The organism is Micromonospora sagamiensis (assembly GCF_014680085.1).
Lineage (GTDB): Bacteria > Actinomycetota > Actinomycetes > Mycobacteriales > Micromonosporaceae > Micromonospora > Micromonospora inyonensis.
Map to the genome: position 1 here is coordinate 982535 of NZ_AP023438.1, position 22137 is coordinate 1004671.

Consider the following 22137-nt stretch of genomic DNA (forward strand, 5'->3'; position numbering starts at 1 on the left):
GCGGGACGGCCCGGTCGGCGGGTCAGCGGCTCCACTGCCGGGCCAGCCGGGCACCCAGCGCCCGCAGTCCCTCGGCCGGGCGACTCATGGCCGCCTCGACCCCACCATGCTCCTCCCCACCGAAGTGTTCCACCAGGCTGTACGTGTCGGTCACCCCGGCCGAGGCGGCCTCGCGCCGGCCGGTGCTGACCCGACCGGCCACCACCACGCAGGGCACGCCCCGGTCCCGGGCCGCGCCGGCCACCCCGGCGACCACCTTGCCGCGCAGCGACTGGTGGTCGAACGAGCCCTCCCCGGTGATCACCAGGTCCACCGCGTCGAGCGCGGCGTCCAGGCCGATCGCCCCGGTGACCAGCCCGATGCCGGACTCGCACCGGCCGCCGAGGGCGAGGACCGCCGCGCCGAGTCCGCCGGCCGCGCCGCCGCCGGGCAGCGCGCCGAGCCCCGCCGGGCACCCCGGCAGGTCCTTCTCCAGTACGCCCGCGAACCGCTCCAACGCCGCGTCGAGCAGCAGCACGTCCTCGCGGGTGGCGCCCTTCTGCGGACCGTAGACGTTGCTCGCCCCGTGCAGCCCGAGCAGCGGGTTGTCCACGTCGGTGGCGGCGACCAGGGTGGCGTCGCGCAGTCGGGGCGTCCCGTCCAGGCCGGCCACGGCGGCCAGCGCCGCCCCGCCGTACGGCAGGGCGCGGCCGGTGTCGTCGAGCGGGGTCGCGCCCAGCGCGGCGAACATCCCGGCGCCGGCGTCGTTGGTGCCGGAGCCGCCCAGCCCGATCACCACGGTCCGCGCGCCGTGCTCCACCGCGGCGGTGACCAGCAGCCCCAGCCCGTACGACGTGGTGGTCTTCGGATCGCGCTCGGCGGCGGCGAGCAGGTGCAGACCGCACGCCTGGGCGCTCTCGAGGTACGCGGTCCCGTCGTCGGTGAGCAGGATCTCCCCCGCCGTCGGGCGGCCCAGCGGGTCGACCGTCGGTACGGGCACCCGCCGGCCGCCGAGCGCGTCGGCGAGGACCGCGACGAAACCGGGCCCACCGTCGGCGAGGGGACGGATGAGGAGTTCGTCACCTTCGGCGACCTCGCGCCAGCCGGCGGCCACCGCGTGGGCCACCTCCTGCGCCGGGAGGGTGCCGGCGAACTTGTCCGGACAGAGCAGCACACGCATGCCCAGCAGTGTGGCAGCCCACATCCGTCGAGGCTGCGCCGTGGCCACGCTGTGGGACCATGGGGGCGTGACTTCGACCTGGGTGGAACCCTCCAACACCGCGACGGCGCTGCTCCTTCTCGGCCGGGGCAGCGATCCCGCCACCGAGCGTGGCGTGGAGTGTCCGGGTGACCTGCCGGCACCGAGCGACCCCGACCTGGTGGCCCGCGCGGCGGCAGCCAAGGCGGAGCTGGGCGACCGGGTCTTCGTGCTGGGTCACCACTACCAGCGCGACGAGGTGATCCAGTTCGCCGACGTCACCGGCGACTCGTTCAAGCTGGCCCGCGAGGCGGCGGCCCGCCCGGACGCCGAATACATCGTCTTCTGCGGTGTGCACTTCATGGCCGAGAGCGCCGACATCCTCACCTCGGACGCGCAGAAGGTGATCCTGCCCGACCTGGCCGCCGGCTGCTCGATGGCCGACATGGCGGTGCTCTCGCAGGTGGAGACCGCCTGGGACGTACTGACCGAGCTGGGCGTCGCCGCCGACACCGTCCCGGTGACGTACATGAACTCCTCGGCGGACATCAAGGGCTTCGTCGGCCGCAACGGCGGGGTGGTGTGCACCTCGTCGAACGCCAAGCGGGCCCTGGACTGGGCGTACCAGCAGGGCTCGAAGGTGCTCTTCCTGCCCGACCAGCACCTCGGCCGCAACACGGCCGTGCTGGAGATGGGCTTCTCGCTGGACGACTGCGTCCTCTACGACCCGCACAAGCCGAACGGCGGGCTCACCCCGGAGCAGCTGCGGGACGCGCGGATGATCCTGTGGCGGGGGCACTGCTCGGTGCACGGCCGGTTCACCCTGGACAGCGTCAACGACGTACGTGAGCGGGTGCCGGGGGTCAACGTGCTGGTCCACCCGGAGTGCCGGCACGAGGTGGTCACCGCCGCCGACCAGGTGGGCTCCACCGAGTACATCATCAAGACCATCGAGGCGGCCCCGGCCGGCTCGGCCTGGGCGGTCGGCACCGAACTGAACCTGGTCCGCCGGCTCGCGCTGGCCCACCCGGACAAGCAGATCATGTTCCTCGACAAGGCGGTCTGCTACTGCTCGACGATGAACCGCATCGACCTGCCGCACCTGGTGTGGGCGCTGGAGGAGCTGGTCGCCGGCCGGGTGGTCAACCAGATCACCGTCGATGCGGACACCGCCCACCACGCCCGGGTGGCACTGGACCAGATGCTGGCCCTCCCCGGGGCCTGACGACCGCCGGTGACGTGTGGGGTGCGGAAACGTACCCCCGTCACCCTTTCACGGCATGCGATGCGGTCTGCCCGAGTCATTCTCGTCACCGAGGGCTATGCTGCCCGAGCGACGACTGAGCGAGCCGTTTACCACCGGCCGCAGTCCGGGTAGCGACGAGTCGCCGGCCCCTCAATCACCCCACACGGCAGCACCGACGCGCTGGAGGTTGCGTTGACCAACGACGTCCTGGTCGTACATGGAGGAACTCCGCTGGAAGGGCGGATCCGCGTGCGCGGCGCGAAGAACCTGGTCTCCAAGGCGATGGTCGCCGCCCTGCTCGGCGACAGCCCGAGCCGACTCTTCGACGTACCGAAGATCCGGGACGTCGAGGTGGTCCGGGGCCTGCTCGGCCTGCACGGTGTGAAGGTCAGCGACGGCCAGGAGGATGGCGAGCTGGTCTTCGACCCGGCGAACGTGGAGAGCGCGAGCACCGACCAGATCAACGTGCACGCCGGGTCGAGCCGGATCCCGATCCTGTTCTGCGGCCCGCTGCTGCACCGCCTCGGTCACGCGTTCATCCCCGACCTGGGCGGCTGCCACATCGGCCCCCGGCCGATCGACTTCCACCTCCAGGCGCTGCGCGAGTTCGGCGCGACGGTCGACAAGACCCCGGAGGGGCTGCACCTGTCCGCGCCGAACGGGCTGCACGGCACCAAGTTCGCGCTGCCGTACCCGAGCGTGGGCGCGACCGAGCAGGTGCTGCTGACCGCGGTGATGGCCGAGGGCGTCACCGAGCTGCGCAACGCGGCGGTGGAGCCGGAGATCATCGACCTGATCTGCGTCCTCCAGAAGATGGGCGCGATCATCAAGGTGCACACCGACCGGGTGATCGAGATCCAGGGCGTGCCGAAACTGCACGGCTACACCCACCGGCCGATCCCGGACCGGATCGAGGCGGCGAGCTGGGCGGCAGCGGCGCTGGCCACCCGGGGTCACGTCGAGGTGCTCGGCGCGCAGCAGGCCGACATGATGACCTTCCTGAACGTGTTCCGCTCGGTCGGCGGCGAGTACGAGGTGACCGACACCCGTCCGCCCCGGTTGGGTGACCTCGGTCAGGAGGGCGGCATCCGGTTCTGGCACCCGGGCGGCGAGCTGCACGCCACCGCGCTGGAGACCGACGTGCACCCCGGTTTCATGACCGACTGGCAGCAGCCGCTGGTCGTCGCGCTGACCCAGGCCCGGGGCCTGTCGATCGTCCACGAGACGGTCTACGAGCAGCGGCTCGGCTACACCGAGGCGCTCAACGCGATGGGTGCCAACATCCAGGTGTACCGGGACTGCCTGGGCGGCACCCCGTGCCGTTTCGGCCGGCGCAACTTCAAGCACTCGGCGGTGATCGCCGGGCCGAGCAAGCTGCACGCCGCCGACCTGGTCATCCCGGACCTGCGGGCCGGGTTCAGCCACCTGATCGCCGCGCTCGCCGCCGAGGGCACCTCCCGGGTGTACGGCGTCGACCTGATCAACCGGGGCTACGAGGACTTCGAGGCGAAGCTCGCCGACCTCGGCGCGCACGTCGAACGCCCCTGACACCGCGCCGTACCGTCCCACGCGGACGTAACCTGCCTCACCCGACCGGCGGCCGGTGCACCGTGATGTGCACCGGCCGCCGACGGTTGGCTACCCTTCACCACGTGCCCTCGCTGTTTCGCCGCAAATCCGCCGCCGTCGCCGACGAGGCCGTCACCGAGGTGACGGCGGACGAGACGTCCGCGTCCACCCGATCCCGGGGCTACACCCCGGCGAAGGGACGCGAGACGCCGAAGCGCCCCACGGCCAACCGCCGGGTCGCCGTCGTCACCAAGCCGTTGAGCAAGGAGGAGGCCAAGGAGCGGCGTCGCCGACTGCGGGCCGAAGCGGCGGCGGAGTTCCGCCGCGAGGGCGGCCCACGGGACCGGGGACCGGAGCGGGTGCTGGCCCGTAACGTCGTCGACTCCCGGCGTACCGTCGGCACCTGGTTCTTCGGCGGCGCGCTGGTCGTGCTGATCGGCTCGTCGGCGGCGATGCCGCCGACCGTGCGCCTGGTGTCGAACCTGCTCTGGGCGGCGCTGGCGATCGGTGTGGTGATCGACTCGATCCTGATCAGCCGCAAGATCAAGAAGCTGGTCCGCGAGCGCTTCCCGAACAGCGGCGAGCGGATGGGCTCGCTCTACCTCTACGCGATCATGCGCTCGATCACGTTCCGCAAGATGCGCGCCCCGGCTCCCCGGGTCAACCTCGGCGATCCGGTCTGACGTCCTTCCCAGGTGGTTGCAGGGGTCCCCTCCTCACCAAAATGCGGTAACAGGGGACCCCTGCAACCACCAAACGCGCCCGCGCACCCCGCTCAGACCGGCTGTCCGGTGCGGTAGAGGCGGGTCACGACGTCCTCGATGTCCGGCTCGACGATCGAGATGTCGCGGAGCGTGGCGAGCCCGGCCAGCCCGGCGACCACCTCGGCCACGCCCGCCGACTCCAGCGCGAAGACCAGCCGGTGCCCGTCCGCCTCCACCCGCTGCAACGGCGCGCCGGGCAGCGTCGGCGGCTCGGGCAGAGCGACGTCCAGTTCGGCGACCACCAGCCGGCGGGAGCCGTACCGGCTGTGCAGGGCGGCGATCGAACCGTCGTGCACCACCCGGCCGTGGTCGATCACCACGAGACGCTGGCAGAGCCGCTCGATGTCGGCCAGGTCGTGCGTGGTCAGCACCAGGGTGGTGTCCCCGGCGCGGCCCAGCTCGGCGAGGAAACCCCGGACGGCCTGCCTGCTCACCACGTCCAGCCCGATGGTCGGCTCGTCGAGGAAGAGCACCTGCGGACCGTGCAGCAGGGCGGCGGTCAGCTCCCCGCGCATCCGCTGGCCGAGCGAGAGCTGGCGGACCGGGGTGTCCAGGAAGGCGTCCAGGTCGAGCAGGTCCCGGCAACGACGCAGCCGGGCGGCGTGCGCGGCGGTCGGCACCCGGTAGACGTGCCGCAGCAGGTCGAACGAGTCACGCAGGGGCAGATCCCACCAGAGCTGGGACCGCTGCCCGAACACCACGCCGATGCCCAGCGCCAGCCGGGTCCGCCGGGCGACCGGCTCCAGACCGCAGACGCGCACCTCACCTGCGGTGGGGGTGAGCACACCGGTGAGCATCTTCAGCGTGGTGGACTTGCCGGCCCCGTTCGGGCCGATGTAGCCGAGCATCTCGCCCCGTTCCACCCGCAGGTCCACGCCGTCGACGGCGGTGACGACCCGCTTGTGCCGACGCAGCCGCCCGGCCCGGACCCGTACGGTGAACTCCTTGCGCAGCGCGCGCGCCTCGATGACGGTTCCGCTCATGACGTGCCTTCCGTGGAAACCCTCGGGTTTAGCCGTGGGGAGGAAACGGAACCCCTGCGGAGCGGGCCAGAGGTGGCCCATCCGCCGCGAAGGCGGGTGGGCGTCTGGTCAGACGTTGCGCTGGTTTTCGACATACCTGTTGACCGCTTCCTGGGTCGCGCCGCCGGTTGTGGCGACGAAGTAGGAGTTCGTCCACAGGGTTGGCATGCGGGACTTGAGGTGCGGGAATTCCTGGCGGAGCAGCCGTGACGAGCGGCCTTTGATCTGTTTGACCAGGCGGTGGATGCCGTACTGCGGGTCGACGACCACGCGCAGGTGCACCTGGTCGGCCATCGTCTCGATCGCCTCGATCGGGGCGTTCCGCTCGGCGCACACCTCTCGGATGATCTCTTTGAGTCGGTCGTCCACCTCGCCGTCGATGACCTTGCGGCGGTATTTCGGACACCAGACGACGTGGTAGTGACAGCGGTACACGACGTTGTTGTTCGACCTGACCTCATCCACGCCGGGACTATATAGCCTCGTGCTGTGTAGTACCCGGTGTGTCCGAGACGGTGCGTTACACCTACCGCCTGCGGCCCGGCCGCCAGGCTGAGGGCGCACTGCTGGCCGAGTGGGGCCGGTGCCGGTGGCTGTGGAACGAGGCCATCCACCAGCAGCGGACCGGCCGCAAACCGACGTTCGGGAAGCTGTCGAAGCTGCTGACCGAGGCCCGTGGCCGAAACGCCTGGCTGCGTGACGGTTCGCAGGTCGCCCAGCAGCAGACGTTGCGCACGTACGCGACCGCCGCTGAACCACTCTTTCAAGGTCAAGGGCCGAGGCCGTCCGAAGGCCAAACGCAAGAAGGACGCCCTGCCGAGTCTGGAGTACACCACCCGTGGCTTCCGGATCACCGACGGGCGGTTGTGCCTGCCCGGCAAGGTCACCGTCCCGGTCGTCTGGTCTCGCGACCTGCCCTCGGACCCGACAAGCGTACGCGTCTACCGCGACAGCCTCGGCCACTGGTACGCCTCGTTCGTCGTGCGTCGCGACCAAGCCGAGACGCCCAAAGCGGACCTGCCCGGTATCGGCGTGGACTGGGGCGTCAAGACCACCGCCACCACCACGAATCCCGTGTTCGACCTGCCGCACCTCGGGCACCGCAAGCGGTGCGCCGCAGAGCTGGCCAAGGCCCAGCGAGCGATCGGCGCCTGCAAGCGAGAACTTGTCGAGCGTGGTACGCGGGCGGGCCGGAAGGTGGTGCTGGTGCCGCCCGCCTACACCACGATGACCTGCTCCGCGTGCGGTGAGAGAGCCAATCTCCGCCTCGGACTGGGCGTACGCATCTTCGAGTGCGCGGCATGCGGACACACCGCATGCCGCGACCGAAACGCCGCGAGGACGATCCTCGCCACGGCTGAACGCCGCCGTGCCAGCGCTGACGACGTGAGACATCTGATCGCCTCCTTCCGCGACGGTGGATCAGGTGCTGTCCGAGCTGGGAATCCCGAGCCCGGCCCGGGAGGGAAATCCCCCGGATGTATCCGTGGGGATCGTTAAGACCCCGTACTCCGGTAGTGTCGGACGCCGGTCCGCCAGGCCGTGGCGGCGATCGCGGCGGCGACCACCGCGACGCCCGGCGAGGCCCAGCCCACCCAGGCCGGCAGGCCGAGCGGGTCGTCCCGGCCGAGCAGCACCAGCGCCGGGTGGTAACTCACGAAGGCGAAGCCGAGACCGTACGCGAAGACCGCGCGGAACCAGCCGCCGAAGACCGTGATCGGGTACGAGGTGAAGTCCCGCCCGCCGTACGTGACCGAGTTGGCCAGCTGCCCCGACTCGACCCAGTAGAACGACACGGTCGCGGTGGCCACGAAGATCGACCCGAAGAAGACCACCCCGGCCAGCGGGGCGAGGACCACCAGCACCGCCCGGGCCGGGGTCCACTCGATCCCGGCCGTGCCGACCGCCACCACCAGCACGGTCAGCCCGAAGAGCACCCGGGAGACCTTGCGCAGCGGCAGGTCCATCAGCAGCAGTTGCGGCAGCGCGCCGAGCGGACGCAGCAGCACCGTGTCGAACAGGCCGGTGCGCACGTACCCGGGCAGCCGTTCGATGTTGCCGACCAGCAGGTCGGCGGTGGCGAAGGAGCAGGCGGAGAGGGCGACCATCACGAAGGTCTCGCGCAGGGTGAAGCCACCCAGTTCCCGGGTCACGCCGAAGAGGACGAAGACGGTGAGCACGTCGAAGACGGTCGCCCCGACGTTACCGAGCAGGTCCACGGTGAACGACACCCGGTACGCGGTCTGTGACCTCGCCTGCGCGCCGAGCAGCGCCCGGTACGCGCGCAGCGTCGTCCCGGCCGGGTCAGCCACCCTGCACCACCAGCCGGCGCTCGGCTCGGCGCTGCACCAGCCAGCAGGCCGCCAGGATCAGCACCGCCCAGACCACCTGTATCCCCACCAGGGCGGACGCGGTCAGCGGCGGGTCGACCTCGACCAGCACGTCGAGCGGGGTCTGGAAGAGACTCGGGAACGGGGTGACGATCCACAACGTCTGGTGGAGCCCCTCCGGCAGGAAGCGCAGCGGGAAGTAGAGCCCGGCCAGCAGACCCGAGCCGAGGGTCCAGAGGATCATCGCGCCCCGGACGTCCTGCAACCAGTAGGCGGTGCTGTTGACCAGGTACCGGCAGCCGAAGCAGACCACCACGGCCAGTAGCACCGACAGCGGGAACAGCAACGCGGTGGACCAGCGGGTCGGCAGGTAGACGTCGAAGAAGAGCGGGCCGACCAGCACCGGGGGCAGCAGGCGGGCCAGCACCGCGTACCCGGCGCGGCCCAGGTCGGCGGCGAGGTGACTGGTCACCGGATCGACCGGGCGGAGCAGGTCGCTGACCACGTCACCGGTGCGGATCCGGTCGGCCAGTTCGGTCCAGCCCCAGAGCAGGACCACGGTGAGCAGCCCCTGCCCCATCCAGACGAAGGTGGCGAGCCGGGCCGGGTCGTAACCGGCGACCGAGCCGGCCTGCCGGGCCACGGCGAGCAGAAGGTAGCAGCGGAGGAAGCCGAAGACGGTGTTGGTGACCGCGCCGGCCACCGCGGCCTGTCGATAGGTGGAGTAGCGCCGAAAGCCTGATCCGACTATCGCAGCAAATGTCCGAAACCATAGGATAACGTTTGAGTGCCGGGCCGGTCCCACAGTGGCGGTGACGGAGCCCACGCCGTTACCCTCCTTCCGCAGCCACGCAGTGCCGGACCGGGCGACTCTACCGACACGCCCGGGCTGCCAGCGCGACAATTTCCGACGAGGTGACACCGCCGTGAGCGACCGACGCGATCCGGCTCCCCGGGCGCGGCGCGCGGGCGGGCGGAAGGTCACCGGATGAGCGGATACGACCGCTGGCGCGACCCGGCCGAACCCTCCTGGATGGTCGAGCCGACCAGGGAGTGGCACCCCCAGTTCCCGGGGCAGCGCTACCCCGGTGACATCGGCATCCAGCAGGTCCCGTTCCGCGGCGACCGGAACCGGGGCACCGCCACCGGCCGGGCCGAGGTCGTCCCGCTGGTGCCGCTCGACCAGGACGGCCGGTACCGGCGCCCGCCGCTCTGGGACGATCACGGCGATCCCGACGGGCAGGGCTGGCACGGCCGGCGGGACGAGCACCGGGTCGACGACCCGTACGCCCGGCCGCCCGCCGGATGGCCACCGCCGCCGGAGCGCCACCCGGCGGAGCCGCCCGCGAACAGGGGGTGGCGGACCGACCCGCCGGCCGACCCGCCCCGTGCCGACGTCCGGCACCAGTCACCCGGCTGGACGGTCGACCGCGAGCGGCCCCGGGAACCGGACCGCACCGTCGGCTGGCACGGCGACCGCCCGCACCACGGTCCCGACGGGTGGGCGACGTCGGCCCGCGACGTCCGGCCACACCCACCGGTCTCCCCCGCGCCCCGCCACGAGCCGGGTTGGCTGCCGGAGCCCGGAGAACATCCCCCGTACGGCGCGCGCCGGCACGACGCGTCCGACCACCTCGTGCCCGGGTACGACCGTCCGGACGGCGGGGCGGACGGCCACCGGGACGGCGGGAACGCACGCCGCGCCCCGGAGCGGGGGGCCTTCCGACCGTCGGTCGACCCGCCCGAACCGCCGGCGGGCACCACCTCCGCATGGCCCGACCGTCCGGCCAGCGGACCGGACCGGCGATGGTCCGGTGAACGGGACGGGAGCCGCGCCCACCAGCAACGCTCCCCGGAGGACGGTCACGCCCGTCCGCAGTGGTCCCGGGACGACACGCGGGCCTACCCGCGACAGCCCGCCGGCCGGGACGAACCGTCGGCGCGTCCACCGTGGTCGGCCGGTCGACCCGAACCCGCACCCCGTACCCCGGACTGGCCCCGGGGGGACGACGAGACCACCCAGGCGTGGTCGTACCCGGGACGGCCGGGCGTTCCCGAAGCCGCCCGGTCGCAGCCGCAGGACGCCCCCGGGCACACCCGACCGGGAGACGTGCCGGAGGACGCCCGCCCGTGGAGCGCGCCGGAGGCCGCCCACCCGCCGTCCCGGACCGCCCCGGAGGACGCGTCACGGCCGTGGATCGCTCCGGACGACACCGGGTCCCGAGGGTGGGGCACCCGGCCGGCGGAGCCGACCCCGACACACCGGGAGTGGTCCCCGGAGGTCGAGGACACCGCGCGCATCGTCTCGGCCCGGTCGGCGGCTCAGGACGAGAAGCGCGTGCCCGACGAGGACCGCCTGACGGCGGAGGATCTGCGCCCGGTCACCTCGCCACCGGTGGCACCACCCGCCACCACGCCGACCGTGCCGCCGGCGCCCTCCCCGGTCTCCGACGAGGCCCCGCCACCGGTGGCGGGGTCCGCCGCCGCCGTACCGGTCCACGGTGGACCCCCGTTCCCGCCGGCCGCCGCTCCGCCCCTCGGTGGGCTCCGCCTGGAGTTCCTGCCCTCCCCTGGCGCCGGACGCGCCACCGGCCCGGCGCCGGAGGACGACCACCACGAGCCGGAGCCGGCCCGTCCGACGTCGGTGGCGGAGGGCACCAGCCACGCCGAGGCGGTGCCCGGTCATGACCGCCCCGCGCCGGACACCGGGGACGTCGTCCCCGGGACGCCGACCGACCAGACCACCGACGCACCGGACGGCCGGGTCGACGTGGACGCACCGGACGGCCGGGTCGACGCCGACGCACCGGACGGCGGAGTCGACGCACCGGACGGCCGGGCCGACGCCGACGTTTCCGAGCGCACCGGCTCCGGCGTGCCGCCGGACGACGCCCGCCCGGAGGACGACACCGCGGAGGCGACGGACGACCGCCCCGGCACGCCGGGTCCGGCCACCGCCACCGACGAGCCGATGCCGGAAACGGCGGTGGTGGAGCCGACGACCGACACCGTCGACACCCGACCCGAGCCGGATCGACCCGAGCCCGTCGGGACCGCCGGGCTGGCGACGCCGGACGGTGACACCGACGGAGCCATCCGGGACGTTCCCGACGCCGGACCGGACGACGGCGGCGACACCGGACACGAGTTCACCCGGAGCCTCGGCCACGAACGAGGGCCGGACGGCGTTTCAGCCCAGCCCCGCCAGATCGCTGACCGTGAGCCGTCGGACGGACCGCGTCAGGCCGCCGGCCACGGCCACGTCGACCCGACCGGCACGCCGGACGATGGCGCGGTCGCCCCTGCTGCGCCGGAGCCGGCCGGCGCGGCCGCACCGGTCGCCTACGCGGCTGACGGCGTCGGGCCCGTGCCACCGGTCGCGCCGGTGTCCGCCCCTCCGGCTCCGCCCACGCTGATCTCCGACCCTTCGGATCCGGTCGTGCCGGACTCCGCCGGGCCGGCTCCCGCCCCACCGACGGACGACGCACCCGTGTCGGCCCCACCGGCGGACGACGCACCCGTGTCGGCCCCACCGGCGGGTGACGCGCCCGTGTCGGCCCCACCGGTTCACCCCGACCAACCGGTGACCGGTACCGAGCCGACCGGAGACCTCGACGAGGCGGCAGCGGTGCCAGTGGAGTCTTCCGGGGCGGCGACGTCGGCGCCCACCGAGGAGGCGACCCCGGAGCCGCAGCCAGAGGCCGCTGCCGACGCGTCGACACCGGACGAAGCGGAACCCGAGGCGTCCACGGAGGACTCTCCGCCTCCGGCGACCGCGACGGCAGTCCCGGTCTCGTCCCCCGGGATGCCGGTGTCCGGCGACCGGGCGACGGACCAGGCCGTCGAGGATCGGCCGGTCGGAGTGGCGCAGGCGCCCACCGGCTGGAGTGCTCCGGCGGTCACGCCGTCCCACCCGGTTCCACCGTCCGGCGGTCCGGTGCCGACGTCGGCTGCCCCGCCCCCGTCGGACCCGTCGCGGCCGGACACGTCGCCGTCGGCACCTCCGGTCGCGGCCGAGTTGCAGGGGGCCGACGCCTGGTTCCGTCCGAAGCAGCCGGTGCGCCCCACGTCCCCGTCGGTGCCCGAGCCGGACGGGCGGGGCCCGGTGCCCGGTCCCCAGCCGGTTTCCGCGCCACCGGCACGACCCGTCTCCCCGGCACCGGGGCGACCCATCTCGGCACCGACCGCGCAACCTGACTCGGCACCGCCCGCGCGACCCGTCTCCGGACCGCCGCACCGACCGGTCTCCGCGCCGTCCGGCCAGTCCCTGTTCACGCCGTCCCCGGGACGGGTGTGGGGCGGCGACGGCCCGGCACCGGGGTGGACGAGCCCGTCCCGGTCCGATCCGGAGAAGTGGCTGGCCGGACGCCGCTGGCGGCTCCACCCGGAGACGCTGCGGGAGGTGGTGGACGCGCCGGACGCCCTCCGGGAGGCCCGGCACGGCCTGACCGAGAAGCTGGACCACGTCGCCGACGACCGGTCACGCGCCCGGCTGCTCAGCCTCCGGGCGGTGGCCAACCGGCTGTTGGGTGACCTCGACGACGCGCTCGACGACGGCCGGCTCGCGCTGACCCACGCGGAAGCCACCGGCGAACTGCGGCGCACCGCGCTGGTGCGGGCCCGGCTGGCCCGGGTGCTCCAGTGGCGGGGCGAGTATGCCGAGGCCGACCGCCTTCTCACCGAGGCGAACTCCCCGGAGCTGCCCGACCGCCTCCGGGCCACCCTGCACGAGCACCTCGCCCGCTCCTGCTACGAGCAGGGCCGGCACGTCGAGGCCTGCCAGCACTTCGAGCGGGCGCTGGACCTGCGTCGGGGCGAGGATCGTGAGCTGATCGCGCGCACCGGGGTGGCGCTGGACGCGGTCCTCGCGAAGGCCGCCGCGGAGGGTTTCGGGCCGCTGCCCCGGGCCCGCGAGGAGATCCTCCGCACGCACCGGCCGCCGGTGCCGACCCTGGACGAGGAGCGGCAGCTCTGGGGGTACGCCGACGTCGAGGGCGAGCTGGTCGTCGCCGCCGGGTACGCCGAGGTGCAGCCGTTCCGCGAGGGGGTCGCCTGGGTACGCCGTCCGGACGTCGACGGCTGGGAGCTGATCGACGACACCGGGACGACCCTGATCGACCCGTCCTACCTCGCCGTCCGCTCCTTCTCCGACGGCCTGGCCTGGGTGTCCCGGGACGGCTCCAGCGGCTGGCAGGCGGTCGACACCGCCGACCGGGTGGTCGTCCCGTCGCGCTTCGACGACGTGCGGCCGTTCCGGCGCGGGGTCGCGGCGGTCCGGGTCGACGGCGCCTGGGGCGCGGTCGACCGGTCCGGGCGGATGGTCGTGCCGCCGAGGTACGACGGCTTCACCACCCCGCTCGCCGACGGGCGGTACGTCGACGGCTTCACCGACGAGGGGCTGGCCGTGGTGGATCTGGGCGGCCGGCGCGGGGTGCTGGACCGGTCCGGCCGGACGGTCGTCGCACCGGAGCACACCGCGGTGGTCGTCCACCCGGTCGCCTTCCTGGTGCGGGACGCGGCCGGCCGGTGGGGCGCGCTGGACCGGCGGGGCGAGCCGCTGATCGAGCCGGCACACGGCAGCCGGGACCGCCTGACGGCGGACATCGACCACCTGCTGGCGGACACCGAACCGCTGCTCTGACCGGACCCGGCGCGCCGGGTCGGCCCGCCTGGCGGGGCCGGATCCGGGCTAGGGTCGGGGCATGAAATTCCGTCACCTGGGCCGTTCGGGCCTGATGGTCAGCGAAATCTCGTACGGCAACTGGATCACCCACGGGTCGCAGGTCGAGGAGGAGGCCGCGCTGGCCTGCGTCCGGGCCGCGCTCGACGTCGGCATCACCACCTTCGACACCGCCGACGTCTACGCCGCCACGCGTGCCGAGGAGGTCCTCGGGCGGGCGCTGCACGGCGAGCGCCGGGAGGGGCTGGAGATCTTCACCAAGGTCTTCTGGCCGACCGGGCCGGGACGCAACGACCGGGGGTTGTCCCGCAAGCACATCATGGAGTCGATCAACGGCTCGCTGCGCCGGCTGGGCACCGACTACGTGGACCTCTACCAGGCCCACCGGTACGACTACAGCACCCCGCTGGAGGAGACGATGGAGGCGTTCGCCGACATCGTCCACTCCGGCAAGGCGCACTACATCGGGGTCTCGGAGTGGAAGGCGTCGCAGATCCGCGAGGCCCACCAGCTCGCCCGTGAGCTGCGCATCCCCCTGGTCTCCAACCAGCCGCAGTACTCCATGCTGTGGCGGGTCATCGAGGCCGAGGTGATCCCCACCAGCGAGGAGCTGGGCGTCGGTCAGATCGTCTGGTCGCCGATGGCGCAGGGCGTCCTCTCCGGCAAGTACCTGCCGGGGCAGCCGCCGCCGGCCGGTTCCCGGGCCACCGACGAGAAGTCCGGCGCGGCGTTCGTGGCGAAGTTCCTCACCGACGAGGTGCTCACCGCCGTGCAGCGGCTCAGGCCGCTCGCCGAGCAGGCCGGGCTGAGCATGGCCCAGCTCGCGATCGCCTGGGTGCTCCAGAACCCCAACGTCTCGTCCGCGATCGTCGGCGCCTCCCGCCCGGAGCAGGTGCACGACAACGTCAAGGCCAGTGGCGTGAAGCTCGACGCGGACCTGCTCAAGGCCATCGACGAGATCGTCGGCCCGATCACCGAGCGGGACCCGGGCAAGACGGAGAGCCCGGCCCGGCGGCCCTGACCCGCCGGACCGGTCCGGGGCCCGTCGTCGTGGTACCGACACGGCCCCGGACCGGCCCTGGGGCGCGTGGGTCGCGGACCGGCGGCCGGTGACGGCCGCGAGCGGGCGGAACCGGCCGGGTCAGGACTCCCAGAACCGGATCAGGTCGAGCCCGTGCGCGTAGAGCGGCGCGGGCAGGCCGAGGACGTCGCCGACGGCGAAGACCGCGCCGAAGAACCACCCGGCGATCCGCGGGTTCCACAGCAGGGCGAAGAGCAGGATGAACCCGTACGGCGCGAACAGGTCGTACATCCGTCGCCACTGGGGGTTGAGCCACGGCTGGAGCATGTTGCCGCCGTCCAGCCCCGGCACCGGGAGCAGGTTGAGTGCGCTCGCGGTGACCTGGAGGAACGCCAGCAGCGCCAGGGCCGCCAGGAACTCCAGCGGGGCGGGGCCGGTCAGCCGCAGTGCCAGGATCAGCACCAGGGCGAACAGTACGTTGGTGGCCGGACCGGCGAGGCTGACCAGGGTGTGCCGCAGCCGGCCGGGGATCCGGTGCCGGTCCACCCAGACCGCGCCGCCGGGCAAACCGATGCCGCCGAGCAGCACCACCACCACCGGCAGCACGATCGACAGCAGGGGGTGGCTGTACTTCAACGGGTTGAGGGTCAGGTAGCCCCGGTGCGCCACGCTCCGGTCACCGGCCCGGAAGGCCACGACCGCGTGGGCGTACTCGTGCAGGCAGAGCGAGACCAGCCAGCCGGAGACGACGAACAGGAACACGTCCAACCGGACGTTGCCGACCCGGTGCCAGGTGAGCACGGCACTGGTGACGAAGAGCGCGACCAGGGCGAGGAAGACCGGACTGGGCCGGAACGCCGCCCGGGGCACGCCGAGCACCAGCGCCTCGCCCTCCGGGCGGTCGTACCCGGTCACTCGGCCGCGGGCGCGAGGCTCATCCGGTACTCGACCCGGTCGTCCTCGACCAGGTCGACCGCGGTGACACCGGACGAGGCGAGCTGCCGCCAGGTCTGCCCGATCCAGGACTCGGCGTCCGCCTGGCTGCTGAACGTCTCGGTGGGCCCGTCCACCGACTCGCCGTTCGCGCCCTCGTACCGCCAGCTCCACGGCATGCCGTGTCTCCCCTCGCTGATGCGTCCCGCCCGGGACGGCCGTTGCCAGCCTAGTCGGCGTACCGGCTCCGGGACATGGACGGCCGTCCCGCCCGGCGCCTAGCACCCCGCGCCGCGCGGCGCGGCGGTTTGCGGGTTCCCCGCCGCCACCGCCGTCGGCCGCGCCATGCTCGCCCGGGGCCGTCGGTGCGGACTGGAGGTGCGGTGGTGCGGGACGTGGCGGTGGCGCCGGTGGTCAGCGGCGTCGGGGTCGGCGGGCTGGCCGGCATGGTGTGGGAGAACGCCCGCCGGGACCCGGAGGCGGTGCAGTTCCTCCGCCCGGACCCGGACCACCGGGCCTGGCCGTCGGCGCAGCGGGTGAACGGCGACGCCGCGCCGGTGACCTGCCGGCAGTTCCGCGACGAGGTGACCGCCCTGGCGCGGGGGTTCGTGGCGGTCGGGGTGGCGGCCGGGGACCGGGTGGGACTGATGAGCCGGACCCGGTACGAGTGGACCCTGGTCGACTACGCCCTCTGGTCGATCGGCGCAGTGCCGGTGCCGGTGTACGAGACGTCGAGCCCGGACCAGGTGGCCTGGATCCTCGCCGACGCGGGAGCCGTGGCGTGCGTGGTGGAGACCCCCGGTCATGCCCGGACACTGGCCGGGATGCGATCCGACCTGCCGGCGCTGCGACGGGTCTGGCAGATCGACGCCGGCGCCCTGGTGGACCTGGTCGAGCGGGGGCACGCCGTCGACCCGGAGACCGTGACCGCCCGGCGGTGCGCGGTGGGCGGCGACGACGTCGCGACGATCATCTACACCAGCGGCACCACCGGCCGGCCCAAGGGCTGCGTGCTGACGCACCGCAACATCCTGCTCGACGTCGGCAACGCGACCGCCGTCCTGCCGGAGCTGTTCCGCCCGGAGGCGTCCACGGTGCTGTTCCTGCCCCTGGCGCACGCGTTCGCCCGGCTGGTCCAGCTCGGTGCGGTGCGGGCCCGCACGACGCTGGTGCACGTCGCCGACCCGACCGGGGTGGTCGACCAGCTCCAGCGGTTCCGTCCGACGTTCGTGCTGGCGGTGCCGAGGGTGTTCGAGAAGCTGCACGACCGGGTCCGGCAGCGGGCCGGCGACGGGCGGCGGGCCACGGTCCGGGGGTGGGCGACCGAGGCCGCGTACCGGGTCGCGGTGGCGTACAGCCGCCGCCTGGACACCGCCGCCGGCCCGGGGACGGCGCTGCGCCTGGCGCACCGGCTCTGCGACCTGGTCGCGTACCGGCGGGTGCGACGGGTGCTGGGGGGCCGGTGCCGGCTGGCATTCGTCGGCGGCGCGCCGCTGAGCGAGGGGATGGCGCACTTCTTCCGGGGAGCCGGGATCCTCCTGCTGGAGGGGTACGGGCTGACCGAGACCTCCCCCGCGCTGACGGTGAACCGCCCGTCGGCGCTGCGGATCGGCACGGTCGGCCAGCCCCTGCCCGGCGTCCGGCTGGCGATCGCCGGTGACGGTGAGGTCCTCGTCCAGGGCGACGTGGTGTTCCGGGGGTACTGGAACAACCCGGAGGCGACCCGGGAGACGTTCACCGCCGACGGGTGGCTGCGCACCGGTGATCTCGGCAGCCTCGACGCCGACGGCTACCTGCGGATCACCGGGCGGAAGAAGGAGATCATGGTCACCGCGTCCGGCAAGAACGTGGCACCCGCGCCGATCGAGGCCCGCGTCCGCGCGCACCCCCTGGTCAGCCAGTGCATGCTGGTCGGCGACGGGCGACCGTACGTGGCCGCGCTGATCACCGTCGACCCGCAGGAGTTCTCCCGGTGGCGGGACGCGCGCGGGCGGACGGGTGCCACGGTGGCCGAGCTGCGCGAGGACCCCGCGCTGCGCAGGGAGATCCAGACCGCGGTCGACCGGGCCAACCGGTCCGTCTCCCACGCGGAGGCGGTGAAGACCTTCCGGGTCCTGCCCCGCGATCTCACCGAGGCCGCCGGGGAGCTCACCCCCACCTCCAAGATCCGGCGGGACGTGGTACGCGAGCGGTATGCCGCCGACGTGGCCGCCCTCTACCCCGACCGCTGAGGTACGTCGCACCTGCGGGGTCGAAACGCGAACGGTGGCCTAAGGTACGGGCATGTCCGTAGACGGGTGCAACACGGTCCTGGTGCTCGGCGGTACCCGGTCCGGGAAGTCCGAGTTCGCCGAGTCGTTGGTGGCCGACGCGGCCATGGTCCGCTATGTGGCGACCGCAGCCGGCGCTGATCCCGACGACGCGGAGTGGGCGGCCCGCCTGGAGGCGCACCGCAGCCGACGCCCGGAGACCTGGACCACCGAGGAGACCGGCGACGACCCGCGCCGGCTGGCCGACGTGCTCGCCTCCGCGCAGCCGCACGAGACGCTGCTCGTGGACGACCTCGGTGGCTGGGTGACCGTGCTGCTCGACCCCGTCCACCAGCCGGCCGACGACACGGCCACCATCGCCGAACTGGCCGACGCGGTCCGGTCCTGCCCGGCGCGGCTGGTGCTGGTGAGCCCCGAGGTGGGGCTGTCGCTGGTGCCGACCACCCCGCTCGGGCGGGCCTTCACCGACGCGCTCGGGTCGGCCAACCGGGCCGTCGCCGACGCCTGCGACGCGGTGGCGCTGGTGGTCGCCGGCCAGCCCTGCTGGCTGAAGGCCGGCACCCCACCGACCACCACGTCCACGGCCGGCACGATCTCGCGGGACGCGCCCCGGGCGAGCGTCCCGGCGCAGGCCGGGCCGTCGGAGGCCGCCACCGGCCCGGACACCGGCGCCCCGGCGGCGGAACCCGACCTGCCCGACGTGCTCACCCCGCTCGTCCCGCCCACCGCGGAGCCGGCGGACGGGACGGCCTGGGCCGCGCCGACCATGGCACTGCCGATGATCGCCACCGGCCTGGTCATCCAGAACGGCATGGAGCTGCCCCTGCCGGACGAGTACGCCGGCCCGCAGGCCGTGGACCGCCTCGCCGCCCGGGACCTGCCGGGGGCGGGGCTGGGGGTGCTGGAGCGGGTGGTCGGCTTCGCCGCCGCCACCCAGGGCACGCCGAACCCGCAGCCGTGGGGGTCGGTCCGGGTGCTGCTGCTGCACGGCGACCACCAGGGCGGGGTCTCCGCCGGAACGCCCGCTGGCGAGTCGGCCCGACGGGCCGCGCAGGCCCGCACCGGCGTCGGGGTGCTGGCCCGCCTCGCCGCCGAGAACGGCGCGACCCTCCAGGTGGTGGACGCGCCCACCGCCGCGCCGATCGAGAACGGGCCGGCGCTGACCGCCGAGGCGGTCGAGTCGGCACTGCGGCACGGGTGGCGGCTCGCCGAGGAGGCCGCCGACGCGGGCGTACACCTGCTGGTGCTGGCCGCGTGCGGCGCCGGCACGGAGGCCGCGGCGGCGGCGGTGCTGGCCGCGACGGCCGGCGCGGAACCGCCGGCCGTGCTCGGCCGGGTGGTGCGCGACGGCACGGTCGACGACACCGCGTGGATGACCCGCTGCGCGACGGTCCGCGACGCCCTGCACCGGACCCGCCGCTCGTCCCGCGAGGCGAAGGCGGTCCTGGCCGAGCTGGGCGGCGGTGACATCGCGGTGGCCACCGGGATCCTGCTCGGCGCGACCGCCCGACGCCTGCCGGTGCTGCTGGACGGCCCGGTGGGCCTGGCGGCCGGCATGGTCAGCCGGGACCTGGCCGGGCAGGCGCGGCACTGGTGCCTGCTGCCCGACCACGGCGGGCACCCGGCCGTCCGGCTCGCCGCCGACGTGCTCGGTCTGGTTCCCCTGCTCGACCTGCGGCTCGACCTCGGTGAGGGGGCGAACGCCCTGGCCGCGCTGCCGCTGCTGCGCTCGGTGCTGGCGCTGGCCGCCGCGCTCCCCGCCCGCGACGACGACGCCGACCCCACCGGCGAGCCGGCCGACGACGAGGAGGCATCCGAGTTCGTCGAACCGGAGCCGGCCGGCCCCGGACCGGCCACCACCGGCTCGGACGACGAGGAGCGGGCGTACGTTCCCGGCCGGCATGCCGGCTGAGCCACCGACCACGCCCTGCTGCTCATCGCGCCCGAGCCGTCCGCTCCGGGTCGCCGCCGCGGTCCGCCGTGCCGGCTGAGTCCCGGCTCGGTGCCGGCCTGCGGCTGGCGGTCACCACGTTCACCACCGCGCCGGTGCGTCCCGGCCGGCTGGACCGGGCCACCGCCGGCACGGCGATGGCCGTCGCGCCGCTGGTCGGGGCGGCGCTCGGGGTGGTCCTGGGCGGGGTGCTGCTCGGCCTGTCCGTCGTGGCCCCTCCCCTGGTCGCCGCCGTGGTGACGGTCGGCTGCGGCGCGCTGCTCACCCGGGGCCTGCACCTGGACGGGCTGGCCGACACGGTCGACGCGCTCGGGTCGTACCGGCGGGGGCCCGCCGCGTTGGAGATCATGAAGAAGCCGGACGTGGGGCCGTTCGGGGTGGCCGCGCTGGTGCTCGTCCTCCTGGTGCAGAGCGCGGTGCTCGCGGAGCTGGCCGCCCGGTCGTGGCCGGCGGCCCTCGCGGCGGTGGTCACCGCGACGGCCGCCGGCCGGCTCGGGGTGACCGTCGCCTGTCGGCGCGGGGTCCCGGCGGCCCGTCCGGAAGGGCTCGGCGCGCTGGTGGCCGGCACGGTCGGGCCGGTCGCGGTGGCCGCCGGGGCGGTCGCCGTCGCGCTGCCGGCGCTCGCAGCGGTTCCGGGCCGCCCGTGGCAGGGGCCGCTCGCCGTCGCCGTCGCGCTCGCCGCCGTCCTTGCGCTCCTGCGCCATCTGGTACGCCGCCTCGGCGGGATCACCGGCGACGTGCTCGGCGCGAGCGTCGAGGTCGCCACGACCCTGGTCTACCTGGGAGTCGTGCTGTCCGGCTGAGAACGGCTCACCATGCCGGGTAGCGTTCTCCCCCGACAGCACCGGCGCGGCGATGGGGGACGAATTGCTCATCACGGACGACTTCCTGCCCGTTCCGGTCCCGGAGACACTGACCGCGACCTATCTGGTGCCGATGCGCGGGCTGCCGAGGGTGAGCCCACGGACGGCGGTGACAGCGCTGGCCGGACGGCTGGCCGAGCCGGCGTACGGGCTGGCCCGGCAGATGCTGGCGAGTCCGCTGATGAGCGTGGACACCCGGCCGATCGACGAGTTCCCCGCGCTCCCGCCGGACCTGCTGACCGCGTTCGGGGCGACCCGCGAGCAGTTGGGGCGGTTGGCCGAGGCGACGCACGTGGTGGTGGTCCGGGCCGAGTACCGGCCGGGATGGCCGCCGGCGCACGAGTGGGCGGCCCGGGCGGTGGCCGCCGCCGTCGCCGAGACCGTCGACGGGGACGTGGTGGACGTGTTCGGGTTGCAGTTCCTCGACCCGGCGACCGCGCTGCGTTCGCTCCCCGACGCCCAGGGCCGGGTGCGCCTGGTCGACTGGGTGCTGGTGCCGTACTCCTCGGACGCCGACGGGCTCTGGTTCACCACCAAGGGGCTGCGCCGGTTCGGGCTGCTGGAGTTGCAGACCCAGGGCGTCCCGGACCACCTGACCCGGGCCTGGGGGGCGGTGCTGACCGGGGTGGCCAGTCGGCTGCTGCGGACCTGGACCGACGGGCTGGCCGGCGAGGAGGTGCCGGCATTCGTCCAGCTGCCGGTGCTCACCACGGTCACCGGGCACGACATCGCGGTGGCGTACGGCAACCCGGAGCAGCACGGGGCGACCGCGCCGGTGCTGCTCCGACTGGAGCTGGACCCGGCGACGGACCCGGAGGCGGACTCGTTCCTCAGCCTGCACCCGCCGGCCGGGCATCCCGGGGCCCCCGGGCGGTACTTCGCCTCGGCGTGCGCCACGCTCTTCTCCGGCATTCAACCGGACGTGCGGTACGCCCGCCGGGGCGACGCCATGTCGAAGGCGGTGGCCACCGCCCGCGCCGCGCTGCCGGACGTCCGGGCCCGATACCGGGCCGGGGCGCTGCCGGCCGAGGCTCAGCTCGTGGTCAAGTACGGCCTGCCCGGCGACGACGGCCCGGAGTTCGTCTGGGCGGCGGTGACGTCCTGGGACACCCCGGAGCGGATCAGCGGCACCAGCGCCAGCGACGCCACGATCGACCCGGAGGTCCGCATCGGCACCCCGGTCGTGGTGGAGGCGACGGACGTCGTGGACTGGGCCCTGCTCGGCCCCACCGGGGTCATCGAGGGCGGCTGGACCCAGGCCGTCCTCGACTCCGGCGACCACCCCCGCTGACCCGCGGAGGGTGGTCGCCG

At 74.1% G+C, this 22137-nt stretch carries 17 protein-coding genes; 10 read left to right on the top strand and 7 right to left on the bottom strand.

Translation table 11 applies throughout. From position 1 onward, the window contains the following. Nucleotides 1-22: 22 nt before the first annotated feature. Nucleotides 23-1183 carry a glycerate kinase family protein gene (locus tag IGA62_RS03950; protein WP_186499752.1) on the bottom strand — a complete coding sequence of 387 codons (1161 nt, stop codon included), beginning with the start codon at nucleotides 1181-1183 and terminating at the stop codon, nucleotides 23-25. Between the two features lie 43 nt (nucleotides 1184-1226). Between IGA62_RS03950 and nadA the strand changes: the two genes are divergently transcribed. The 3 genes from nadA to IGA62_RS03965 all read left to right on the top strand — a co-directional run bounded on the left by nadA (nucleotide 1227) and on the right by IGA62_RS03965 (nucleotide 4675). Beyond that, a complete protein-coding gene (gene nadA / locus IGA62_RS03955; RefSeq protein WP_186499751.1) occupies nucleotides 1227-2402 on the top strand; it encodes a quinolinate synthase NadA in 1176 nt (391 codons plus the stop codon). Nucleotides 2403-2615: 213 nt separating this feature from the next. Then, nucleotides 2616-3971 (top strand): UDP-N-acetylglucosamine 1-carboxyvinyltransferase, encoded by a 1356-nt coding sequence (gene murA, locus IGA62_RS03960; RefSeq protein WP_145816205.1) that lies wholly within the window; start codon nucleotides 2616-2618, stop codon nucleotides 3969-3971. 65 nt (nucleotides 3972-4036) lie between these two features. Beyond that, nucleotides 4037-4675 carry a DUF3043 domain-containing protein gene (locus tag IGA62_RS03965; RefSeq protein ID WP_145816204.1) on the top strand — a complete coding sequence of 213 codons (639 nt, stop codon included), beginning with the start codon at nucleotides 4037-4039 and terminating at the stop codon, nucleotides 4673-4675. Nucleotides 4676-4767: 92 nt separating this feature from the next. On the opposite strand, the gene IGA62_RS03970 is transcribed toward IGA62_RS03965, so the two are convergent. Both IGA62_RS03970 and tnpA read right to left on the bottom strand, forming a co-directional pair. Further along, nucleotides 4768-5739 carry an ABC transporter ATP-binding protein gene (locus IGA62_RS03970; RefSeq protein WP_145816203.1) on the bottom strand — a complete coding sequence of 324 codons (972 nt, stop codon included), beginning with the start codon at nucleotides 5737-5739 and terminating at the stop codon, nucleotides 4768-4770. Between the two features lie 108 nt (nucleotides 5740-5847). Further along, a complete protein-coding gene (gene tnpA, locus IGA62_RS03975; protein ID WP_145816202.1) occupies nucleotides 5848-6243 on the bottom strand; it encodes an IS200/IS605 family transposase in 396 nt (131 codons plus the stop codon). A gap of 231 nt (nucleotides 6244-6474) precedes the next feature. On the opposite strand from tnpA, the gene IGA62_RS03980 reads away from it, so the two are divergent. Beyond that, nucleotides 6475-7278 (top strand): RNA-guided endonuclease InsQ/TnpB family protein, encoded by an 804-nt coding sequence (locus IGA62_RS03980; protein WP_198501199.1) that lies wholly within the window; start codon nucleotides 6475-6477, stop codon nucleotides 7276-7278. Here the strand turns inward: IGA62_RS03980 and IGA62_RS03985 are convergent. After that, nucleotides 7275-8090, bottom strand: coding sequence for an ABC transporter permease (locus tag IGA62_RS03985; RefSeq protein ID WP_232624867.1), 816 nt, complete (start codon nucleotides 8088-8090; stop codon nucleotides 7275-7277). The two genes, IGA62_RS03980 and IGA62_RS03985, sit on opposite strands and share 4 nt — an antisense overlap. Beyond that, a complete protein-coding gene (locus IGA62_RS03990) occupies nucleotides 8083-8934 on the bottom strand; it encodes an ABC transporter permease (RefSeq protein WP_145816201.1) in 852 nt (283 codons plus the stop codon). The genes IGA62_RS03985 and IGA62_RS03990 overlap by 8 nt, the downstream gene beginning before the upstream one ends. Before the next feature lie 162 nt (nucleotides 8935-9096). On the opposite strand from IGA62_RS03990, the gene IGA62_RS29910 reads away from it, so the two are divergent. Both IGA62_RS29910 and IGA62_RS04000 read left to right on the top strand, forming a co-directional pair. Then, entirely contained in the window at nucleotides 9097-13749 is a 4653-nt protein-coding gene (locus IGA62_RS29910) for a WG repeat-containing protein (RefSeq protein ID WP_232624869.1), read from the top strand. 61 nt (nucleotides 13750-13810) lie between these two features. Further along, nucleotides 13811-14809 (top strand): aldo/keto reductase family protein, encoded by a 999-nt coding sequence (locus tag IGA62_RS04000; protein WP_145816200.1) that lies wholly within the window; start codon nucleotides 13811-13813, stop codon nucleotides 14807-14809. A 120-nt stretch (nucleotides 14810-14929) separates the two neighbouring features. Here IGA62_RS04000 and IGA62_RS04005 read toward each other — a convergent pair whose 3' ends face one another. Together IGA62_RS04005 and IGA62_RS04010 are read right to left on the bottom strand one after the other, a co-directional pair. Further along, nucleotides 14930-15724 (bottom strand): site-2 protease family protein, encoded by a 795-nt coding sequence (locus IGA62_RS04005; protein WP_145816199.1) that lies wholly within the window; start codon nucleotides 15722-15724, stop codon nucleotides 14930-14932. Further along, complete coding sequence (locus IGA62_RS04010; protein ID WP_091459693.1) at nucleotides 15721-15921, bottom strand: hypothetical protein; 201 nt, start codon at nucleotides 15919-15921, stop codon at nucleotides 15721-15723. Before IGA62_RS04010 ends, IGA62_RS04005 begins: the two co-directional genes overlap by 4 nt. A gap of 207 nt (nucleotides 15922-16128) precedes the next feature. Between IGA62_RS04010 and IGA62_RS04015 the strand changes: the two genes are divergently transcribed. The 4 genes from IGA62_RS04015 (at nucleotide 16129) to IGA62_RS04030 (ending at nucleotide 22117) form a co-directional block, all read left to right on the top strand. Next, nucleotides 16129-17973, top strand: coding sequence for an AMP-dependent synthetase/ligase (locus IGA62_RS04015; protein ID WP_145816198.1), 1845 nt, complete (start codon nucleotides 16129-16131; stop codon nucleotides 17971-17973). A 52-nt stretch (nucleotides 17974-18025) separates the two neighbouring features. Further along, on the top strand, nucleotides 18026-19924 hold the full coding sequence (locus IGA62_RS04020) for a bifunctional adenosylcobinamide kinase/adenosylcobinamide-phosphate guanylyltransferase (RefSeq protein ID WP_145816197.1): 1899 nt from the start codon (nucleotides 18026-18028) through the stop codon (nucleotides 19922-19924). 68 nt (nucleotides 19925-19992) lie between these two features. Beyond that, entirely contained in the window at nucleotides 19993-20766 is a 774-nt protein-coding gene (gene cobS / locus IGA62_RS04025) for an adenosylcobinamide-GDP ribazoletransferase (RefSeq protein WP_145816196.1), read from the top strand. Between the two features lie 64 nt (nucleotides 20767-20830). Beyond that, on the top strand, nucleotides 20831-22117 hold the full coding sequence (locus IGA62_RS04030) for a DUF2314 domain-containing protein (RefSeq protein WP_145821809.1): 1287 nt from the start codon (nucleotides 20831-20833) through the stop codon (nucleotides 22115-22117). Nucleotides 22118-22137: the final 20 nt, after the last annotated feature.

Coding starts and splice junctions, on each gene's coding strand:
- IGA62_RS03970 (WP_145816203.1), bottom strand. CDS start 5,739: ATGAGCGGAACCGTCATCGAGGCGCGCGCGCTGCGCAAGGAGTTCACC.
- IGA62_RS04000 (WP_145816200.1), top strand. CDS start 13,811: ATGAAATTCCGTCACCTGGGCCGTTCGGGCCTGATGGTCAGCGAAATC.
- IGA62_RS03950 (WP_186499752.1), bottom strand. CDS start 1,183: ATGTGGGCTGCCACACTGCTGGGCATGCGTGTGCTGCTCTGTCCGGAC.
- IGA62_RS04010 (WP_091459693.1), bottom strand. CDS start 15,921: ATGCCGTGGAGCTGGCGGTACGAGGGCGCGAACGGCGAGTCGGTGGAC.
- IGA62_RS29910 (WP_232624869.1), top strand. CDS start 9,097: ATGAGCGGATACGACCGCTGGCGCGACCCGGCCGAACCCTCCTGGATG.
- IGA62_RS04020 (WP_145816197.1), top strand. CDS start 18,026: ATGTCCGTAGACGGGTGCAACACGGTCCTGGTGCTCGGCGGTACCCGG.
- IGA62_RS03965 (WP_145816204.1), top strand. CDS start 4,037: ATGTGCACCGGCCGCCGACGGTTGGCTACCCTTCACCACGTGCCCTCG.